The sequence below is a fragment of the Microcoleus sp. K1-B1 genome (assembly GCF_036704705.1).
In the GTDB taxonomy this organism is placed as follows: Bacteria; Cyanobacteriota; Cyanobacteriia; order Cyanobacteriales; family Microcoleaceae; genus Microcoleus.
Genome location: NZ_JAUBSH010000040.1, coordinates 21078 through 41132 on the forward strand (window position 1 = coordinate 21078; position 20055 = coordinate 41132).

Here is a 20055-nt window from a genome sequence, read left to right on the forward strand (position 1 = left end):
TACTGCGGGTTTAATAGATAAGGTGTCTAGCATCTAAATTGTATTTTTCGGGCGGGCAAGATGCCCAACCCCTACTCCCCACAAGAAAATTTGGCGTTGCTGATTTAGGGTATGAAAGGCTAATAGGCAAGTCATAGAAACCAGTATCCACAAAACTTCGGGATTTTCAAGTTATTGTTTTCATACCCTGATTAAGCAACGCCCTTGACTTTAGAGTTGTGGGACTAGGTACCTTACAGCAAATTTAATTCTGGTAAGCCAAGTTAATGATCTTCAAGTCCCCCTTTTGTTGGCGTAGCCTGTCCAAAGGACATAGGGGGATTTAGGGGGATTTAGGGGACTCGCAGCACCACTTATCTGAACGCAAACTGCTGTTAACTTCTGACCCAGAGAGACTTGGGCATCAAGCAATGTAGATGTTTTGCTCCCGGCTCTATTTTGCCAATCCGTGCATCCATGGCTAAACTGGCAAGGGAATAGGCATCAAGGGGTACAAGTCCTTTTAGGGTCTGCATTCTCTCAATTAGACTCATGGCCGCCATGTTCATAGCCTGCATTGCATCACCATCGATGGCATGGGTGACAAAACTATCTGAGGTATCAGTGGTAGGGTTAGGGGCAAGGACTGGAGTTGGTTGTTTCGGTAACATACAATAGACCCCTTTTAGTTGATTGACCACCTCTGCTACTCGACAATCACCGTAGTTTGCCATGTATTGACGAGCTTCATTACTGTTTAAGCCTTTAGATTCAGCAAGAAATTTTAGAGTTTCTTCTTCCAGAATATTGATCGCAATATTGAGGTCTCGATCATAACCCATCGTTATCCAATGAGTATCTGACTCAATCCGTGGCCAAGTCAGGCGTTTACCCTTAATTACTTCTACAGTCAGGTTCAGTTCATTAAAGGCAGACTCGATCGCTGTTAAATTAATCTCACCATTACCTTGCACCGCATGGGAATCCCCAGACCACAATAAAGCTCCATCCACAAACACTGGTAAGTAAATCGTTGTGCCTTCTACTAATTCTCTACAGTCGAGGTTTCCGCCAAAAGGTCCAGGGGGTACGGTGCTATATTGTCCACTTTCAGCCCTCGCCACCCCAAGAATACCGGGGAACGGACGCACAGGTAATTCAATCCCCGGCAAAAATTCTGTTACCCCACGCTTGAGGTCAAGGAAGAAATGTTTTACTTGGGGTTCCGGGAAGCTAGTTGGGAATTGCCCTAGGGCAAGATTACCCGGCAGGTTCCAGTTGGAGCCATAGGTACGAGGCACAATCCGATTAATTTTGACTTTGAGAGTATCTCCGGGTGCTGCGCCCTCTACAAAGATCGGCCCTGTAATCGTATGGGGTCCACGACCGGGATTATTTACCCGCAGTCTAGTAATTTCTTCGATCGATACCCCCGGCAAAACTTGATTCATGGAAGCCATCATGGTTTCCATGACAACGGTGTCCCCTGATTTAATCCGAGCGCGGGGTGTCTCTGCATTATTAAACCAACCCCATTGGACTGTTTCATCATTGGCTGGCAGTAAGTACACACCACCCTGATACTGTCCCACATATCCTTCCTGTAAAGCTGCCATTTCCGATCGATTGGTTGGAGTTTGAGCAATCAATTTATTTGGTAACAAGGTCGCAGCCGCAGCTACAGTCCCACCAAGAAGAAAATCACGTCGATTCGGCATAGCTTGCTTTTTTATGGTAAATGTCTGTAATCCCCTGATCCATCTAGATCAAAGCAAATATATTATTCAGGCTTATTCTTTGAGAATTTGTTATCTAAAATACAAATAGCTTAGAAAAGGAATAAACACTCACCATAAATCTATATCTTAAAGATGACAGATTTTGAGCATATTTATATCTAAGCTGTTGTGCATTTAAAGTGAATGTCAAAAAACAATTCCCCGTCTTGTGGGGTGGGCGTCCCGCCCGCCCTCAATATGCAATTTAAATGCGTGACAGCTTAATGTCTGAAAAAATAAGGATATTTCTGAGTCCGGTGATTTTTCGCCACTCAATTTCTGGATATTGAGACCGTACTTCTAGAGGGATATTTTTAACGGGACTTAAACAAATTTCAAGCCCAAATAGAGCATCGAACTAGCTTTGTAAGCAGAGAATACGTCCCATTTTTCATTCAGCCACTTGACAAACCTAAAAGATATTGCTGTCAGAAATGCTTCAATCGCTTCCGTAAAGGTGTTTAAAGGTTTATTTGCCCATCTACGTCTTAATCCGCAGGTTTTGGTATGCCATAGGATAAAACTGTAGGCACAAAATACCAAAATTAAATGCCTCATTAGACTGCGTTTATCTCTCACTTGATATTCTTTGGTGTTGCTTAATCAGGGTATGAATGGAAAATTTCGGAATTGCTATAAGCCCTCGAAGGGTGAGTTTTGTAACATCAAGGGAAAAGTTGATTCATACCCTGATTAAGCAACGCCGAAAATTTAAGTCTTGTGGAACAGGCATCTTGCCTGTTCTTAAAATAGTGCCAAATGCAAATTCCTACCTACATCATATTACCAATTATCAATGCCCAATGCCCAATTCCCAATGCCCAATTCCCAATTCCCAATTCCCAATTCCCAATTCCCAATTCCCAATTACCATTTTATCAACTGTGCATCTTGATTGAAAAACTTCCGGGACAATCCCTCAGTCAAAAGCAGAGTTGCGATTACAGTTGCCAGCGCTAACACAAACATAATCAAAATTTGGTAAGATGCTGCATCGAGAGGACTGACACCGCTCAGCATTTGACCTGTCATCATTCCGGGTAAAGTTACGATTCCTACCACCGTCATTGTATTTAAGAGCGGGATTAATCCAGCTTTGATCGCATCTTTGCGGTACTGTTTTACTGCTTGCTGCGGCGTCGAACCTAAACTTAAATGGGTTTCTATTTCTAACTGGCTGCTATTAACTGTACTCACAAGTCTTTCGCCAGCGATCGCCCCGGAGTTCATGGCATTGCCCAAAATCATACCCGCTAAAGGAATCAGGTATTGCGGTTCGTACCAAGGGTCAGGTTGCAAAATTAGCAAGTTTGTATAGGCGAGAGTCAAGGCCGTACTGATAAAAATTGAACCCCAAACTAAGGGAAGTAAGTTCTTGATTTTTTTGCTGATGCGGTTGCTGGCAACCATGCTAGCTGTTGTCAGCATGATTGCTAAAACTGCTAAAACCAGCCAAGGATTTTTCCCCTCCGGGTCAAATACGACTGCGAGCACGTACCCGACTAAGATTAGCTGGATCAGGGTGCGCCCTGCAGCGATCGCGATCGCCCCCTCCAATCCCAATCCCTGCCACGCCGAAAGCCCGATCGCGATCGCCACCATCCCCAAAGCCCAACCCAAATCAGTAAAATCTAGCAGAATTAACACCGGCCCACCCTTTAGATAACGTGATTGTTTGCCTGTCCAAATATAAGATATTGCAATAAAGGTTTCTGAGAAACAGTTTTGCTGCAAGAATTTGCTTTGATAATGCTTGAAATTTATGGTGTGAAGAGTGAATAATGTTCCCCCCCTCGACTTAACCCGCCAATACGCGCAGATTGGCGACGAGATCACCGCTGCGGTGCAAAAAGTGCTTGCCTCTGGCGGCTACGTAGGTGGCCCGGCCGTGAAGAGTTTTGAACGAGAGTTCGCCGACTACATCGGCGTTTCCGAGTGCGTTGGCTGCAACTCCGGCACCGATGCCCTGATTTTGGCTTTGCGAGCTCTCAAAATTGGCCCCGGCGATGAAGTGATTACCACTCCTTTTACCTTTTTTGCTTCGGCTGAGACAATTAGCGCCGTCGGTGCGACTCCAGTATTTGTCGATATTGACAGCGAGACTTTTAATCTGGATGTCGAACTCCTTGAAGCGGCAATTACCGACAAAACCAAGGCAATTATGCCAGTGCACATCTTCGGCCAACCGGTAGACATGACTCGGTTGATGGAAATTGCGACTCGGCACAATTTAGCCGTAATTGAAGATTGCGCCCAATCTGTCGGGGCCGAGTGGCAGTCTCAAAAAGTCGGCAGCATCGGCCATGTGGGCTGCTTCAGTTTTTATCCGACCAAAAATTTAGGCGCTTGCGGTGACGGTGGCGCGGTGACGACAAACGATCCAGCCCTCGCAGCTTCGATGCGAGTGCTCAAAGAACACGGACAGTCTTCTAGATATTTCTACGAAGAAATCGGGTACAACAGCCGTTTAGATGCCCTGCAAGCGGTGATTCTCAGCATTAAATTGCGGTATCTCGACAGTTGGAACGCCCAGCGGCGGGAGAAAGCGGCACTTTACAGCGAATTTCTCTCCCGCGTGCCCGGAGTTGCCGTCCCCAAAGAATTGCCGGAAGCAAAAGGAGTTTGGAATCAATACACGATCCGGCTGACAAGTCCAGAAGAGGCGCAAAATCCCTCTGGAGATTTTCGAGATTGGATGCGGGCTCAGTTGCAGGAAGCTGGCATCGGTTCGATGGTTTACTATCCGTTACCTTTGCACCTGCAACCTGTTTACAAATCTTTAGCTTATCAAGCAGGTCAGTTGCCAAAGGCTGAGCAAGTTTGTCGCGAAGTCTTGTCTTTGCCGATGTTCCCGGAACTGTCGAGGGATCAACAAGAGCGGACGATTTATGGGCTGAAAGATTGCTTGGCAAAGGCCGATCGCATCCGGTAGCTTTGGCGCGATGGCATAAGCGAGGGAAACGCAGCAGGAGGAAAGAATTGCAGGGTTGCAGTGTTGTGAGAATGTGCAGCGGTCAGGGAGAGCCGTTAAGTATTTTGACCGATCACTTGTACTTTTATGTACTATATTTAATGAAAAGAAACAAATTTAGGCTAGCAATCCGCCTCGAACGGGTGCATTTTCCGCTCGCCTAAACCTTGCAATGCGATCGGTCAATGATGAAGAAGGAAGAAGGAAGAGGGAAGAGGGAAGAACGAAGAAGGAAGAACGAAGAAGGAAGAATAAATAATATTTGAACTTTCGACTTCCAATCCCCGATGCCCGATGCCTGATGCCTAATGCCCGATGCCCGATGGCCGATGCCCAATTCTCAATTTAACCTGTAATTTTCATAAGATAAGAGGAAAATAAACGAGTGCCTCAGTATCAATTCACTCAGGCTAGACGCTACGATCCACAAGCGATCGCTCAGTATTACCGCAACCGTCCTTGGAAAGCAATTTGGCGCGCAATTACCGTTATTTGGTCTTTTGCGGGCTTTGTGCTGGGGATGCTGTGGGACAGTTGGCAGCACGAAGTCGCAGCACACCAGCCGGAACGGGCCGCCCACCTGCGACAAATACTCACTCGCTTGGGCCCCACTTTCATTAAAGTCGGCCAAGCCCTTTCTACCAGACCGGATTTGATCCGCAAAGACTTTCTCGAAGAATTGATCAAACTTCAGGATCAATTGCCGCCGTTTGACTCCGTGCGCGCTTTCGAGATTATTGAAGCGGAACTCGATCGCAAAATTAGCGAAACCTACAGCGAAATATCCCCCGAACCTGTGGCTGCGGCAAGTCTCGGTCAAGTCTACCGAGCTCGCCTCCTCACCGGGGAAGCAGTAGCAGTCAAGGTTCAGCGACCGAATTTGCTGCCAGTCTTGAGCCTGGATCTTTATTTAATGCGCTGGGCCGCTGGATGGTTGGGCCCCTTGTTGCCGCTGAATCTCGGTCACGACCTCTGTTTGATCGTCGATGAATTCGGTATCAAATTGTTCGAGGAAATTGATTATATCAATGAAGGACGCAACGCCGAGAAATTTGCTACAAATTTTGCAGACGACCCGACAGTAAAAGTTCCCAGCATTTACTGGCGCTATACTTCAAATTGCGTTCTGACTCTTGAATGGATTGACGGCATCAAGCTGACAGATATGGAAAGTGTTAAAGCCGCAGGTTTGGATACCGATAGTTTAATTGAAGTCGGAGTCCGCAGCGGTTTGCGGCAGTTGCTGGAACACGGATTTTTTCATGCTGATCCCCATCCGGGAAATCTGTTTGCCTTAGCGGACGGCCGCATGGCTTACATTGATTTTGGGATGATGGATCAGATGGAAGAAACAACTAAAGAAACTTTGGTTGATTCTGTCGTTCATTTGATCAACAAAGATTACTTACAATTAGCGAAGGATTTTGTCAAACTTGGCTTTTTGACTCCAGATACAGATATTATGCCGATCGTCCCGGCGTTGGAATCTGTACTGGGTGATATCGTCGGCGAAAAGGTGTCAGATTTTAACTTCAAGACGATTACAGACCAGTTTTCGGAGTTGATGTACGATTATCCTTTCCGGGTGCCGGCGAAATTTGCCTTAATTATTCGCTCTCTGGTGACAGAAGAAGGTTTGGCCCTGACGCTGAATCCGAATTTCAAGATAGTCGAGGTGGCGTATCCTTATGTAGCGCGGCGTTTGTTGAACGGAGAATCTCCGGCTCTGCGGCGGCGTCTGATTGAGGTATTATTCAAAGATGGCAAATTCCAGTGGAACAGGTTAGAGGACATGATCGCGATCGCCCGATCGGATCGTAGTTTCGACTTGCTCCCCACAGCACAACTAGGCTTGCAATTTTTGCTGTCAGAGGAAGGCTCGTTTTTGAGACGCCAGCTAATGTTAGCTTTGATTGAGGACGATCGAATCCACACCGAAGAAGTTCGCAGCCTGTGGAACTTAGTCAAGGAAGATTTGCAGCCCAGTCGCCTGTTCAACGTTGCTCTAGGCGCTTTGACGGAATTTTCCACAGCAGGAGCAGCCGCGCTAACTCGATTTTAATTAGAAGGAAGAAGGAAGAGGGAAGAAGGAAGAGGGAAGAAAAATAATTCTACTCTTGCCAATTCCCAATTCCCAATTCCCCATTCCCCATTCCCCATTCCCCATTTCCAATTACCCAAATTAAGGAATTATTCGTGTATTATTTTCCAGAACCTCCCTATTTTTTAATGTCGGCTGGATTACTAGCAGGTATGGCCTCCGGCGTAGCATTTGAAGCAACTCTCAAACAATCGGTACAACAGTGGTCTAAAAATCGTTCTACTCGCACCTTGGCTAACCTGCCAAGGCTGCAATTGGTCATACCTTTTGTGGGAATGGCTGGCGGTATTTGTGTATTTTTAGCTTCGGGGATGGAGATTTTTGGCTTCCCAAAACTACTTTCTTATGCCCTAGCTTTGCCACTAACGCTACTCACGGGCTGGCTAGTTTGGACTCAGCTAGGTAAGCTTTTGATCGAGTTAGAACGCGGAGGTTCCCAAGCACTGGATTTAGATTCTTTTGAACAATGAAACTTAACTATCAACCTTTTTTGTGAGAAGCAAGGGGGTTGATAGTTATTTAGGATTATCCTATTTAATGCTTTTTGAACCGCAGAGAACGCAGAGAACGCAGAGGAAGAGAAAGAAGAAGATGACAAGTTAGGCGATAATTTGTGTAAAATTTTTAAAATTTAAAATCTAAAATCTAAAATCGAATGAGTATTTTAATTGTTACGGGTGCGGCGGGATTTATTGGCTCTAACTTAGTAGAAACTCTTTTAAATCGAGGGGAGACGGTGATAGGTGTTGATGAGTTCAACGATTATTACGATCCGGCTCTCAAGCGCAAGAATATTGCACGATTTGAAAAGTATCCGGGTTTTGAATTGGTGGAAGGCGATATTTTGTCTGTAAATTGGCGAGATCTTTTATCCGATGCTAAGGTAATATTTCATCAGGCGGCGCAAGCAGGAGTTCGTGCTAGCTGGGGTGAGGGTTTTCGCAGCTATACCGAACGCAATATTAACAGCACTCAAGTATTGTTAGAAGCGGCAAAAGATGCGCCAAGATTGCAAAAGTTTGTCTATGCTTCTTCTTCTTCAATTTACGGTAATGCTGAATCTTTCCCCACGAATGAAAACGCTTGTCCGCAGCCGGTTTCTCCCTACGGAATTACGAAGTTAGCCGGTGAACGTTTGTGCGGACTTTATTACAAAAATTTTGGCGTTCCGACTACTTCCCTGCGCTATTTTACTGTTTACGGGCCGAGACAGCGCCCCGATATGGCTTTTCACAAGTTTTTTAAGTCGATTTTGTTTGACGAGGCGATTTCTATTTTCGGGGACGGATTGCAAACGCGCGATTTTACTTTTATCAGCGATTGCGTGGCGGCGAATTTAGCGGCGGCTGAGGTTGCGGAAGCTGCGGGGGAAGTTTTTAATATTGGTGGAGGAAGTCGGGTAGTTTTGAAAGAAGTTATTGATACAATAGAGAGAATAGTCGATCGACCTATTCGGATCAATTTTTCCGAAGCTGCGAGGGGAGACGCGCGGCACACTAGCGCGGATGTGTCTAAAGCCAATAAAATCTTAGGTTATCAGCCGCAGGTTGCTTTAGAAGAAGGATTAAGGCGCGAATGGGAGTGGATTCAGTCTTTGTACAGTTAGAGTACAGTTAGATGCTATCTATCCCAGAAATTCCGCAACTTAAATTGAACATTATTAATTTTTTGAATTCCCCAACTTTTGAGATTTCTCTGCAAGCGAACTAGCAAATTTGGAGGCGCGAGTTTTGGCTGTGTTTCCGGCGAATTCAAATAGCGATAGTGCAGAAATACGTCTCGGTAGGGAATCTCAATATCTTCACCAGCACACAATTGATTAATTTTTGCAGCCGAAATACTCATGTAATGCAAATAAGTAAGCCGCCGTCCTTTATCATATAAAACATTATCTATCACATCAAATTGAGAAGACCAATGATTTCCCGTTACCTGTTCGGGTTGAGTATATGCAAAGTTGTAAAAAGAGATTTTGCTGCGGGCGACTAAATAGTTAAGTAAAGATTGGTCAGCGCCCCGCAAAGACATAATTTCCGCTTCTCCTGATGTTAATTGTTCTAAAAATTTAGAGCAATTATTTCGATTGAAAACCCCGGCTTTTGACGCAAACCAACCCGCACAAAAAGTATGAGATTGCAGGTCATCAATATTTAAAATTTGAGGTAATTTTGGCGAGGAAAAATCAAATATATAATTGAGGTCGGATTTGTATTGAAAATCGTTTGCTACCCAATCGAAATCATCAAGTTTTTGATAAATGTAATCTAGAGAACCCATTAACAGAGTGTCTGCGTCAAAATAGATAAATTTATCAAAAGGGCCGTCGAAACAACATAATTTTCGGTGCATTTCCAAACATTGAACAGGTTTCCAACCTTGAGATTTCCATACTTTTTGAGCTTTTGCATGAGTGTTCCAAACTTGAGTGGCAAAGTCTTCCCAGAAAATGATTGAATCGCTATTGTCAAACAGGTTGACATGAGGACGAGTTGCAATTTCTACTTGCACTTTTTTCATTCTGTCATCATAGGGAATGATACAAACAGGAATATTTTTTGCCCCGTTGACTTCGAGACTGTTTAATAAAGCGACTAAGTGGTCGAACACAACATCGTTTGCTAGAATATAAATGCCATCAGCCATAGTTTTTTAGTTAATAAGTAACCCAGCGCATATATATTGCTTTTTAGGTGCGGGCAAGATGCCCACACCACAAGAAATAAAATTTATTGATTGTGAAACAGGCATCTTGCCTGTTCGTCAAAGCTTGTTTGGTGTCAGACATAGCACAAAATTTATGAATTGTGGAACAGGCATCGTGCCTGTTCTTCCAAGCTTGTGGGGTGTCAGACATAGCACAAAATTTATGAATTGTGGAACAGGCATCTTGCCTGTTCTTCCAAGCTTGTTGATAATGATACAACATATGAGTTTATCCTCACCTACTCAAAGCCCGAAATATTTTTTGCACTAAGTTGGGTTTTTCCTCATTGAGATAACGATAATGTTTCCAAAGTTTCCAATAAGGACTACCCGATTTAATCGGTATGCCAGCCCAGTGAATATATTTTAATTTTTTGCCTTTGTCATAAAGAACATAATCTATTTCTTGAAAATGCTTGGAACCCGCCCAACTTCCGGGTTCTGTTTCTGAAGCTTTAACAAGATTGCAGCGTTTGGGAATCAGTTTAAGAATGATATAATTTAGTATAGGTTGGTCTGTGACATTTTGAGTAAAGTCAAAATATTCTCGATGCTGCGAACATTCTCGCAAAATCTCATACATTTGCGATTCTGTAATAGTTCCTTTTCGGGAGGCCCAAAAACCGCTGTTGAATACATCTTGAAGCTGTGAGTCGGTAAAGATATTTTGTTTTTTTACAGCGGGTGAAAATACATTTCGCAGTTTTTCGCTGAGGTGGTGGTAGTCGCAGCAAAAAAAGTCTACTTCTGATAGTTTGTTTAAGTTGGCGGCGATGTCTTCAAAGACGATGATATCGGTATCGATGTACAGAAATTCGTCTAGGGGGCCAAACCAGGCGGCGAGTTTTCGCATTTTGTTGGGCAGGGCTAAAAAGTTGCGATCGAACATTTGGCCAATTTCTCTGGTAAACTGTTCCACAAACTCCAGATTTGGGAACAATTGCACCCCGTGGAGACTGCTGAGTGCGGCTGCGACTTGCTGATAATTGTCGTCGAAGGGAATCAGAAAAACAGGTACTTGACAATTGTACAGACGTATGCTGTTTAGAAGGGCGATCGCACTTTCGATCACCTTATCATTCGCAACAATATAAATACCGCGATTCATACATTTATCCTCAACCTTCTCAATACCCTTTTTAACAAATTCGGCGCAGAAACCTCAGTATAAGACTTTGGCGCTTGGGCAAAAATCGGACGCTTGGAGGGTTCCCGGAGATAGCGGTAATGCAGAAACAAATCGCGATAGGGAAACTCAATATTTTCCCCCGCACAAACTCTCCGAATTACATCCGGCGGCACACCAATATAATGAATGTAAGTAAGTCGGTTTCCCTTGTCGTACAAAATCCGATCTTGCTCTTCAAAATGTTTAGAAGTAACGCTACACCCAGTTTTTTCGCCATCCGGGAGGCTATAAGCAAAATTATAGCTATTCACCCCCGTTTTCATCACCATATAATTGAGCAACGGCTGTTCTCCCGCACCTTCATAGAGAATTTCCGCCTCGCCAGATTGCAGTTGAGCTAACAGCCATTCCCTAGTATCTTGCTCAAACAATCCTTGCTTGCTGGCGTAAAATCCCGAACAAAATATTTCCGAGTCTATCCGATTTTGCTCAAAAACTTCTAGCAGTTTTGGCGACTGAATATTGTATACTTTAGTTGGGTCGCGAAATTGAAAATCATAAACCACAAAATCCGATTCCTCTAACTTCAGAAAAACCGCATCAAGGGAATTCATCACCAAAGTATCGGCATCCATATAGATAAACTTGTCAAAGGGGCCGTCGAAAGCGCAAAAGCGCCGGTGTGCGCCGTAAAGCCGGAATTTTTTGCGGTTCAAACGCTCGGGTGCGGCTGCTTCCATGAATTTATCCCATCGCTGAATAGATGCGCTATCTTCATAAATAAAGACGTTGGGACGGTTAACAATTTCAGCTTGGATTTGCTCTATTTGGTCGTCGAAAGGATAAATACAGACAGGAGTCTTTGAGCCTAAGATAACTTCAATACTGTTGAGCAATGCAATTAGTTGGTCGTAAACTGTGTCGTTGGCAAGCGTGCAAATTCCATTCATATATACTCGCTCAATTATATCGTGTCCGCTCGATTAATCACGCTTTAAAGTTTTGAAATAAAAGTCTATACACCTTCGGGAAAAATGACAAGACATAAAAATCATCGCCGAATACTACAAACCAAAAACCCGAGACTAGGCTAAAACACAAGCCACGCGAAAACCAACGTCTATAGCCCGGAAGCTAGCCGAATATCTAAGACGAGTGGCACTGCGGCAATATACCGCAGAATATTTCCAGGAACCGCCACGCTGCATACGTTTATCATTTGTGCCAGTTTCCCAAGAACTTCCGTCAGTTGGTGCGCCGTTATAGTTTTCGTGCCAGGTATCGCTGCACCACTCCCAAACATTGCCGTGCATATCGTACAGTCCAAAGGCATTGGGGGTAAAACTCCCCACATCCGTTGTTTCTCGGCTGCAATTGTAAGAGTCTGTGGGGGGAGCGTTTGCGTAGGCAGGGTATTTGTCATGGTTGACTAATTCTATGGCAATGGTTTCCCCAAAATGAAATGGCCCTGTTGTACCCCCACGACAGGCGTATTCCCATTCTGCTTCACTCAGGAGGCGATATTTTTTCCCGGTTTTTTCTGAGAGTTTGTCGCAGAATTTGACGGCATCTTGCCACGACACACCTATTACAGGACGTTTTTCACCTTGGACAACCGATGGATTTTTTTCCATCACTGCTCGCCACTGTGCTTCGGTGATGGGATACTTACCTGCAAAAAAAGCGGGTACTTTTACTTGATGCTGCGGACTTTCCCTCTCTTTTCTACCTTCTTCTGTTTCTGGCGAACCCATCATAAATACCCCGTCGGGAATCGATACCATTTCGATCACAACTGAGTTCCCTAAGTCTTCAGGGAAGAAGCGAGCAAAGAACTGACTGCGGCTGTTTTCCTTTCCTGTAGCATCGACTGCGATAACATCAAATTCAAAAGAGCTACGTAAATGTTGTTGAATCTTCTCCTCATCTCTCTTCCTCAGCAGCGAATAGGCGGCAAACTTCACCGCCATTGATTCATATTGCAGTGCCCCAATTATTAAATCTAAGCCAGGTTCTCCATATTTCAGTGCTTCAGACAGTGCAGCAATTTTCACCTCGACAATCGGTGAAGCCAAACGACTCTTAACGCCGGGAATCCCCCCTAAAATAGCCGCAGCGAATGGCACTTGAGATTCACCGCCCTTGACGGCATCGTATTCTCTGGGTTGACTTTTATTTGCTGTCATGGTGCTATTTCCTGACCTCCAAAATTACGGATCAAAACCAAAGAAACCGGGTTTTTGACTGTTTCTTCTGGCTGCTAATTATTCTCGCAAAAAACCCGGTTTCTGACCCGTGGGTAAGCCGTATAATTAAAAGACGATCGTCCAACCTTCGCGCTGTGCTTGTTGCTCAGTGTACGACACGCCGTCAACTTTCAAACCTTCTTGATTCAGCAGCGTAATCAAGCCACCTTTTTTACTCAGTTGCACGTTTGGTGGCAAGGTAAAGACCACAGAAGCACCAGCAGCAACTGTACCGGAAAGGCTATGCTTGTTTTTTAACTTATCTGCGATCGACCATCCAGTCAAATCGATTGCATCCGGTGAAGCATTCAGCAGCGTTACGGTTTCCTTTCCAGCATCTTCACCCACAGGACTTACTAACGCCGCCACAATTCTGACAATATAGTCAGGTTCTAGAACTTTACCTCCTGTGACAGGTTTGACAGGAGGTTTGCCGATAATGGGTGAGGGTATCGTGTCGATAGGCTGTCCCGAATTGTCATCAGTGTGCCAAGTTTGCGATTGAAACTTCAGGAAAATGCCTACCCAGCGGTTTTCTGACGGGAAGTGTAACAGCATTCCGCCGTCTTGCCAAACGCCGTTATCTTTGGCAAACTTGCCGGCATTCCCTTGATTCATGTGGATGTCGTGAATGCCGTTACCGGGCAAAAAGCCGAAGATTTTGTCTTTGATTCTTTCCGGCCCCCATTTCTCGCCAAAAGCATAGATATGAGCTGATTCATCCGACATTGCCCGCTGCACGTATTTGTCAATTTTCTCGTTTAAGTCATTATCCGCACCAGGTACATCGAAGGGTAGAGGTATCATTTTAGTGCGATCGAACAAATTACCGCGAATAAAATCAAGTGCCAAACCACCGGGCTTTCTCTCCAGTTCCTTGAACCCCAAAGGCAAATCTGCCAAATCTGCCAAAATGGGATAAGAGAAATTTTCATCAACCAAATACTCTAATTCCGACGGTTCTAGCTTCGATTTTACATTGACGGCAATTCGGTAGTCTGTATCTTCCGAAACTAAGTGAACTTGGTAATGAGCATTAGACGTAATCGCCAAACGCCGTCCCACAGGACGACCTTTTAAAACACCGTAATTCTTTAAAGCCATCAGCTTCTCCTCGGTACTTCAAAATATACAACATAATCTACAGGAGCGATCGTACTGGCCAGTCAAGCCGCCCCTTAATTCTGTCACCCCTCCCCCAATAACTTATGATAGAAATCTGGTTTCTTACTTTTACGAATCATTAAAATTTATTTCCTGAGATACAAACTTAGATAGCCAATTGAGCAAGTTCAATTCGTGGAGAATGATTTGTCGGGCTTCGGCAATTTTATCCCTGGCTTCATGCCAATAATCCGGCGTAGCCACAACCTCTTTAATAAATTCTACTCCTTTCTCATCCAAACTCGGCAGCCGCAGAAAACTACCCGCCGGCAACAACTTATCCGCCGCCGAACCGCCGTAATAAATTGGCAAACACCAAGCTAATAAGGCATCCCAAAGCTTCTCGCTGACATACCAATCGTTTTCTGCATAATTTTCTATAGCTAAGTTGTAATAGTAGGGTGCAACGGCGTGCCATTTATTGTTTACAGTGCCGTTACCGCGCGCCCAAGTTGGCAAGTTTCGCCCGTAAAGGTCAAAATCTAATTCTTGCGATCGCAGCAATTTGATAAAGTCTAATCTGTGGCGGTGATTGGCGCTGCGGCTAACACCTGAAGTAATCCAAGAACAGGATTTAGTTTTAGCTGGTGGTGGCATTTCATCCAGTTCTCGAAACGAGTTAGAGTGATACCAAATCGCGGGCATATAATCGGGTTTTGGTGCGAAATTGTCTGGTCCGGAAACGTAACCGCAATAAAGTTTGGCTTGTTCGTAGTTGGCTTTGGTAATCTCAATAACTTCTGGTAATGGTGGCTCGCGGATCAGGTAAATTATGCGTTCCTTGGGGACACCGCGCAATTTGTCTCGAATGTCATTTTCTGGGTTTTGAGGGCTTGGACGGCGGATTTTATCGAGCCAGGATTGCTGTTTTGGCGGTTGGGGAAAGTCGAATTGATACATGAGTAAAAAGTCTGGTTCGGGGTGGTTGGCGAGCATTTGAATGTTGCCCCAGTTGCCGAAGTTTTGGGGGGTTTGTTGCCACAGCCAGTCGCTTTGACTCATGCCTGGGTAGGTGGTGATTGTGCCGATGATTTTTGGGTTCATAAGTTGATCTTTTGCGTGTTGTGTTTTAATTTGCCAGTCCGCCAGTCATTTATTCCGCTATTCGGCTACCTCGCTAATCCGACAGTCCGCCAGGGGTTGAAAACCCCTGTCTCAAAGCTAAAGTCCTCTCAAGAGGACTGAGGAATCCAGTTATTATTCAATTAGAGTTCCCGAATCGGTAAATAATAATTTTAGTTTTATTTAGAGGACTTTAGGTATTAGCGAGTGGTTTAAACCACTGGCGGACTGGCGGGCTGACGAATGGCGGATTGTCGGCTTAATTAATAAGTTGCGATCGCACTTGCTCATCTACATAACTCAAAATTCTCTCTATCCTATTTTCCCACGAAAATTGCTTGACAAAATCCATTGTTTCTGCATAGCCTTCGCTTTTCCTCGGATATTTGGTTAAACAATCTCGAATGCTTTGTGCGAAATGGTGCGGGTTATCCGGTTCGCACCAAGTGGCTGCTATATTTCCCGATTTAAATTCCATTAAAGATGCAATCTCCGTCGCTACAATCGGAGTTCCCGATGCCATGTAATCAAAGAATTTTAAAGGAGATGTGAACGTCGCGGCCTCTGTCAAACAGTGCGGGTGAGTCAAAACATCGGCTGCTTGCAGCAAGCTAGCCAGTTGATTTTGAGGCAGGTAGCCGAGAAATTTAATGTTGTTAACTTGCTTGGATTTGGCTAACTGCTGGTAGGCTGTTACTTGGGATGAATTACCGCCCGCGATCGCAAATTGAACCAGCGGCAATTCCTTAGCCACATCCACCAACATATCAACACCTTTAAACGGGTAAAGTCCGCCTGCATAAACTGCTAAATGCTGTCTGTCATCTTCTAATAATTGCTGTCGCCAATTCTGGGCAGCTTCTGTTTTTCTCGCGAGAAACAAATGGTTAAAACCGTTGTGCAGCGTAATTACTTTTTCCGGTGGCATCCCATTCAAAATCATGCTGTCTCGCACTGTATCGGCAACAGTTACAGCAATTTGAAACAGAGGATTGCGGACAATTTCTGATTCAAACTGCTTGTTTTCATGGTGATGCTGTTCGTAGATAGCGGGAATTCCGTTTTTAACTGCTGCTTTGACAAAGTTCCAGTCGCGGGTGTGGACAATTTGAGTCGATTTAACCAGGTGAATCGGTAAGTAGTATTTTGATACTATTGTACTGGAACTCGTCCACTTGCTGTCCCAAAGGTCGATCGGCCACGGCATCGGTAAATCTGCTACTTTTAATTTATCTTGAATATTGTAAATTTTGGCAAGTTTGTTATCGGGTTTCCTGGGTTGAAAAGGAAAAAGCAAATCCACCGGATTCAATGCACTCCAGCCTTTGCGGAGGTATACCAAAACTGCTGGATAACCGAGGTTTGCTGCGGCATTGGCCGAGTGTGCAACTTGAACTAAGCTTGCTACATTGGGTTGCGGCAAGATATTTCTGGTAAAAAATACATAATATTTGGACATGGTAATTGGTAGTTAGTAAGTGGTAATTAGTAATTGTTGACTGTTGACTGTTGACTGTTGACTAATGACTAATGACTACTACCAACTGCCAACTGACTACTTTTTAACTGCCTGACGCTTAATAGTCTTTTCTATAAATTCTAAAGTCGTGAAAATATTAGCAGCAGAGTGAAATGATTCTCTGATTAACTCGTCTCTTTCTTCGGGAGAGTCTACCATTTCATCTACTAGCATTTTGAGGTAAGCTATCATGGGAGTCAGGCGAGTGCGAATTTCGTAAGAACCTCTAATTAGAGCTTCATCGCGAGCGGTTTCTTCGGCAAATTGCACTGAATACAAGCGAGTGTAGTATCCTCCTTTTGCTAGCAATTCTTCGTGGGAACCCATTTCTACTACTTGTCCGCGATCGATCACGGCGATTTTGTTGGCTTTTTGGACTGTCGAGAGGCGGTGGGCAATTACCAACGTTGTGCGATCGCAGCTCAATTTCTCGATCGCCGCTTGCACGTACCTTTCCGAAACCGTATCCAGCGAACTCGTCGCCTCATCTAAAATTAAGATTTCCGGGTTTTGCAGCAGGGCTCTAGCAATTGAAATTCTCTGACGCTGCCCTCCCGATAATATCACGCCCCGATCGCCAATTTGAGTATCCAACCCCTCCGGCAATAGTTGGATAAACTCGTAAGCATTCGCTCCCTTCGCCGCTTCCACAATTTCTTCCTCAGTCGCTTGGGGTCTAGCATAAGCAATATTTTCGCGCACTGAAGCATTAAACAAAAACGTATCTTGGCTAACAATACCCATCGCTTTTCTGAGACTTTTCAGCTCAAAGTCGCGCAAATCCCTGCCATCGATCGAGATATGACCTTCTGTAGGATCGTAAAATCTCGGCAGTAAATCTGCCAAAGTTGACTTGCCCGAACCCGAAGTTCCTACCAAAGCCAAAGTAGTACCGTGAGGTAGAAATAAATCAATTCCTTGCAAAACTAAATTTTTGTGGTTAGGATAACTAAAAGATATTTTATTAAAATGAATTCCCGCTCGCAAATGAGTGTAAGGCACAGAACCGTTCAGCATAAAGGGCTTGTCCTCGCAGCTCAAAAAATCCTTAACCACCTCTACACTAGCCGACGTATTAGCAAATTGACTGCGCCCGCTATTCAACTGAGAAATTAAAGGAATTAACCTAAAAAGTACCAATAAGTAGGTTAATAAAATTGTAGAAATAGACTCTATCTCATTAGCAAATATTGTGCGACCTATAAATACAATCAAAATTACAACTATTAAATTAACAACTTCGTTAATTGGGGCGATCGCCGCATAATTTACCTGAGCCTGAAAATCCGCTTGTTCTCGCCTTTGAATTAAATGCTTGATCCGCTGATACTCCCTTTCCTCGTTCCCCGTTGACTTGACCAGCCGAATCCCAGTAATGGTTTCCAGCACCCTAACCGAATAATCTTTCGACATTTCAGAAAGCAGGTGGCCAAAATGCTTGGAACGGTTAATAATATATTGATTTGCCCAAGCAACTAACGCCAGCAAAACTGTAGCTGTTACCGTCAGTTTCCACGAGATAGAAAGTAGCAAACCCACAAAAACCAAAACCGTGATAGACGTAGTAAACATTCCGATGGCCGTACCAACTGCACTAGCAGTCCGACCAATCTCTCCGCCCAATCTATTAATTAAATCCCCGACTTTAGTTTTAGAGTAAAAATCTAAATCTACTTCTAACAACAACCTCAAACCTGCTTCTCGCAAATCAAAAGTCAGAGATCGCGTCAGAGAAGTAGCTACTAAAGTATTGATATAACTCGCAACATTTTTTAAAAAAATTGCCAGCACAACCGCCCCGGTCATCAACATTAAACGCTGATTTTCGGGCATTCCCTCAAAGGGATACATCAAAGTTTTAATTAGAGGTGGAGCGCCGCGCAGCTCGATAGCGTGATCTAAAAAACTTAAAAGCACTGGTACAATCAGAGTAGTGCTGATACCGTTGAATAGAGCGCCAGAAAAGCCCAGCATCACAGTTAAGAAAATCCTGCCGGGATATCGTCTGGCAAATTTTAGGAGTAGCTTATTGGCAGACATGAAGCATTCCCAGCTAAACAGTACGGCATCTCAAAATATTCTTTAATAACAGCCAGCTTTTCTTCCTCCCGTGAGTTGTTTTAAAATAACATTTACATACCTGCAATTATATCTGAAAGTATCGGTTTCATTGCTTGAATACTATATTTTTTCACACATCTTTCCCGAGCTTTCATTCCTTGTAAATTAGCCGCTGTCAAATTTTGAAATATCCATTGAATTTTTTGTGAAATTTGAGCTGGAGAACTAGGATCTACTAAATAACCCGTTCCCCCTAAAATTGCTGGAATATCCCCCACTCGCGTAGACAAAACAGGCTTAGCCATTGCCATGCCATCTGTCAGCTTGAGCGGAAACTGAGCCACGCCTGTGAGAGTTTCTCGCTGAGGAACAACGACAACATGAGCCGCCGCTACAACCGACGGCATCGTCTCCACTGGAAACCTTGGCAGTTTAATAATCCAACGCCCCCATTGTTTCACAAGTTTATCATCATAATCATCATAAGGACTCCCACCGACGATCGCTAATTTTAAATCGGGCTCATTTAACTGTTCGAGGGCCATCAAAACATCCTCCACGCCTTTATGAGGTCGCGGTGCCCCCGGAAACATCAGAACTCTATACCCGGACAAGCCGTAACGTTGTCTGCTCAATTCAGGATTGTATTTAGCAGGGTCGAACATTGCAGTATCCTTACCATTAGGCAAATATACACCACCAAAACGCTGTTTTAAAAACTCAGTATCAACGGTGACTGCATCAGCACCGTGGATGAGACTTTCCATCCACTTGAGATATAGCGGATTATCTGGTTCTCTCAATTGACCGTTGTGTTTAAAAATATCTCGATAAAGTTGTTTGAAAGATGGACGGTATTTCCATTCATCTCCGCCGTACCAGCTCAGTTCCCAGTCGTCTATATCTAAAATTATAAAGTGGCGAGTCGCCAGTTTTTTTAGCAGTGATAGCCCAAAGCTTGTAGGTTTAGGTTTGACTGCATAAATAATATCCCCATCTATTTTTTTCCAAAGTTTTGGAGCATCCATTAAAAACCCCGGATAATTTTTACCCGGTATCGCACATACCGGGATGTCTCTGGGAGGAGTAGCGTACAATTCCTTGCCAAACTGAAATCCAACAACTTCTACATCACATTTAAGCTCTATCAAGACTTGAGCTAATAAAAAAGCACGAATTGCACCTCCTCCTGACAAATCGCTCACTACTAATGAAACTTTCACTGAGTATTTTGTTTAAAACATTTGTTTAATTTTCCTGCTTAACCGAGCTTTTGTCAAGGCGATGGGGACTCACGCACTCCCAACCACAGCAACCGGGTTTTTAACCAGGGGAAAGGGCA

The 20055-nt window shown here is 44.2% G+C and carries 16 protein-coding genes and 1 pseudogene; 4 read left to right on the forward strand and 13 right to left on the reverse strand.

The genetic code is table 11. The annotated features are described in order from the left end of the window. Positions 1-374 precede the first annotated feature (374 nt). The 4 genes and pseudogenes from QUA83_RS16300 to QUA83_RS16310 all read right to left on the reverse strand — a co-directional run bounded on the left by QUA83_RS16300 (position 375) and on the right by QUA83_RS16310 (position 3404). Positions 375-1697, reverse strand: a complete 1323-nt coding sequence (locus QUA83_RS16300) for an acetamidase/formamidase family protein (protein ID WP_333294282.1) — start codon at positions 1695-1697, stop codon at positions 375-377. A 265-nt stretch (positions 1698-1962) separates the two neighbouring features. Further along, entirely contained in the window at positions 1963-2091 is a 129-nt protein-coding gene (locus QUA83_RS30590; protein WP_445301781.1) for a HepT-like ribonuclease domain-containing protein, read from the reverse strand. Further along, a pseudogene (locus QUA83_RS16305) lies at positions 2082-2348 on the reverse strand (hypothetical protein); the annotation flags it as partial. The gene QUA83_RS30590 and the pseudogene QUA83_RS16305, both read right to left, overlap by 10 nt. A gap of 276 nt (positions 2349-2624) precedes the next feature. Beyond that, positions 2625-3404, reverse strand: a complete 780-nt coding sequence (locus QUA83_RS16310; protein ID WP_190742169.1) for an ABC transporter permease — start codon at positions 3402-3404, stop codon at positions 2625-2627. Positions 3405-3531: 127 nt separating this feature from the next. On the opposite strand from QUA83_RS16310, the gene QUA83_RS16315 reads away from it, so the two are divergent. The 4 genes from QUA83_RS16315 (at position 3532) to QUA83_RS16330 (ending at position 8435) form a co-directional block, all read left to right on the forward strand. Continuing rightward, on the forward strand, positions 3532-4689 hold the full coding sequence (locus QUA83_RS16315) for a DegT/DnrJ/EryC1/StrS family aminotransferase (protein ID WP_333294284.1): 1158 nt from the start codon (positions 3532-3534) through the stop codon (positions 4687-4689). Between the two features lie 424 nt (positions 4690-5113). After that, entirely contained in the window at positions 5114-6790 is a 1677-nt protein-coding gene (locus tag QUA83_RS16320) for an AarF/ABC1/UbiB kinase family protein (protein ID WP_333294285.1), read from the forward strand. Positions 6791-6924: 134 nt separating this feature from the next. Beyond that, the gene (locus QUA83_RS16325) at positions 6925-7299 is read left to right on the forward strand and encodes a hypothetical protein (protein ID WP_333161101.1); all 375 of its coding nucleotides are present in this window, start codon (positions 6925-6927) and stop codon (positions 7297-7299) included. Between the two features lie 185 nt (positions 7300-7484). Beyond that, positions 7485-8435: an NAD-dependent epimerase/dehydratase family protein gene (locus QUA83_RS16330; RefSeq protein ID WP_333294287.1), complete on the forward strand. Its 951-nt coding sequence runs from the start codon at positions 7485-7487 to the stop codon at positions 8433-8435. 14 nt (positions 8436-8449) lie between these two features. Here QUA83_RS16330 and QUA83_RS16335 read toward each other — a convergent pair whose 3' ends face one another. From QUA83_RS16335 to QUA83_RS16375, 9 genes are all read right to left on the reverse strand, one after another. Then, on the reverse strand, positions 8450-9472 hold the full coding sequence (locus QUA83_RS16335; RefSeq protein ID WP_333294289.1) for an Npun_R2821/Npun_R2822 family protein: 1023 nt from the start codon (positions 9470-9472) through the stop codon (positions 8450-8452). A gap of 295 nt (positions 9473-9767) precedes the next feature. Further along, positions 9768-10640, reverse strand: a complete 873-nt coding sequence (locus tag QUA83_RS16340) for an Npun_R2821/Npun_R2822 family protein (RefSeq protein ID WP_333294290.1) — start codon at positions 10638-10640, stop codon at positions 9768-9770. Continuing rightward, a complete protein-coding gene (locus QUA83_RS16345; RefSeq protein ID WP_333294292.1) occupies positions 10637-11611 on the reverse strand; it encodes an Npun_R2821/Npun_R2822 family protein in 975 nt (324 codons plus the stop codon). Before QUA83_RS16345 ends, QUA83_RS16340 begins: the two co-directional genes overlap by 4 nt. Before the next feature lie 135 nt (positions 11612-11746). Then, on the reverse strand, positions 11747-12847 hold the full coding sequence (locus tag QUA83_RS16350; RefSeq protein ID WP_333294294.1) for a formylglycine-generating enzyme family protein: 1101 nt from the start codon (positions 12845-12847) through the stop codon (positions 11747-11749). Positions 12848-12973: 126 nt separating this feature from the next. After that, a complete protein-coding gene (locus tag QUA83_RS16355) occupies positions 12974-14011 on the reverse strand; it encodes a DUF2278 family protein (protein WP_333294296.1) in 1038 nt (345 codons plus the stop codon). Positions 14012-14140: 129 nt separating this feature from the next. Beyond that, positions 14141-15115, reverse strand: coding sequence for a glycosyltransferase family 10 domain-containing protein (locus tag QUA83_RS16360; RefSeq protein WP_333294297.1), 975 nt, complete (start codon positions 15113-15115; stop codon positions 14141-14143). 277 nt (positions 15116-15392) lie between these two features. After that, positions 15393-16592, reverse strand: coding sequence for a glycosyltransferase family 4 protein (locus tag QUA83_RS16365; RefSeq protein WP_333294299.1), 1200 nt, complete (start codon positions 16590-16592; stop codon positions 15393-15395). A 96-nt stretch (positions 16593-16688) separates the two neighbouring features. Beyond that, positions 16689-18692, reverse strand: a complete 2004-nt coding sequence (locus QUA83_RS16370) for an ABC transporter ATP-binding protein (RefSeq protein ID WP_333294301.1) — start codon at positions 18690-18692, stop codon at positions 16689-16691. A 92-nt stretch (positions 18693-18784) separates the two neighbouring features. Further along, entirely contained in the window at positions 18785-19936 is a 1152-nt protein-coding gene (locus QUA83_RS16375; protein ID WP_333294303.1) for a glycosyltransferase family 4 protein, read from the reverse strand. Positions 19937-20055: the final 119 nt, after the last annotated feature.

Coding starts and splice junctions, on each gene's coding strand:
- QUA83_RS16340 (WP_333294290.1), bottom strand. CDS start 10,640: ATGAATCGCGGTATTTATATTGTTGCGAATGATAAGGTGATCGAAAGT.
- QUA83_RS16370 (WP_333294301.1), bottom strand. CDS start 18,692: ATGTCTGCCAATAAGCTACTCCTAAAATTTGCCAGACGATATCCCGGC.
- QUA83_RS16330 (WP_333294287.1), top strand. CDS start 7,485: ATGAGTATTTTAATTGTTACGGGTGCGGCGGGATTTATTGGCTCTAAC.
- QUA83_RS16355 (WP_333294296.1), bottom strand. CDS start 14,011: ATGGCTTTAAAGAATTACGGTGTTTTAAAAGGTCGTCCTGTGGGACGG.
- QUA83_RS16345 (WP_333294292.1), bottom strand. CDS start 11,611: ATGAATGGAATTTGCACGCTTGCCAACGACACAGTTTACGACCAACTA.
- QUA83_RS16335 (WP_333294289.1), bottom strand. CDS start 9,472: ATGGCTGATGGCATTTATATTCTAGCAAACGATGTTGTGTTCGACCAC.
- QUA83_RS16350 (WP_333294294.1), bottom strand. CDS start 12,847: ATGACAGCAAATAAAAGTCAACCCAGAGAATACGATGCCGTCAAGGGC.
- QUA83_RS16360 (WP_333294297.1), bottom strand. CDS start 15,115: ATGAACCCAAAAATCATCGGCACAATCACCACCTACCCAGGCATGAGT.
- QUA83_RS16300 (WP_333294282.1), bottom strand. CDS start 1,697: ATGCCGAATCGACGTGATTTTCTTCTTGGTGGGACTGTAGCTGCGGCT.
- QUA83_RS16365 (WP_333294299.1), bottom strand. CDS start 16,592: ATGTCCAAATATTATGTATTTTTTACCAGAAATATCTTGCCGCAACCC.